This window comes from Mesorhizobium argentiipisi (SeqCode), from assembly GCF_037179585.1.
GTDB lineage: Bacteria > Pseudomonadota > Alphaproteobacteria > Rhizobiales > Rhizobiaceae > Mesorhizobium > Mesorhizobium argentiipisi.
Genome location: NZ_JAPYKO010000138.1, coordinates 1 through 251 on the forward strand (window position 1 = coordinate 1; position 251 = coordinate 251).

Below are 251 nucleotides of genomic sequence, written 5' to 3' on the forward strand. Positions count from 1 at the left end.
TTGCCTCACCCATCCGCTCATCGTCGCATGTTGCGTCACACGACGTGCAGGGTCTCTCACCCCGCGAGATCAGAAACGACAATAAAATCAAAGCACTCCTTTCTTTGATTAGGACCTAACGCACATGGGCGGCACCGGCGTCATCGACCATTTCCTCGAGGTCTTCACGCGCTACATCGACGGCGGCTTCGGCCTGCTTGGCGGCGAGGTGGGCTTCATCGCCACAACCCTGATCGTCATCGACGTGACGC

1 pseudogene is annotated in these 251 nt (G+C 58.2%); it reads left to right on the top strand.

Going from position 1 to position 251, the window contains the following annotated elements:
• Window positions 1-124: 124 nt before the first annotated feature.
• Window positions 125-251, top strand: a pseudogene (locus O7A05_RS34290) (P-type conjugative transfer protein TrbL); the annotation flags it as partial.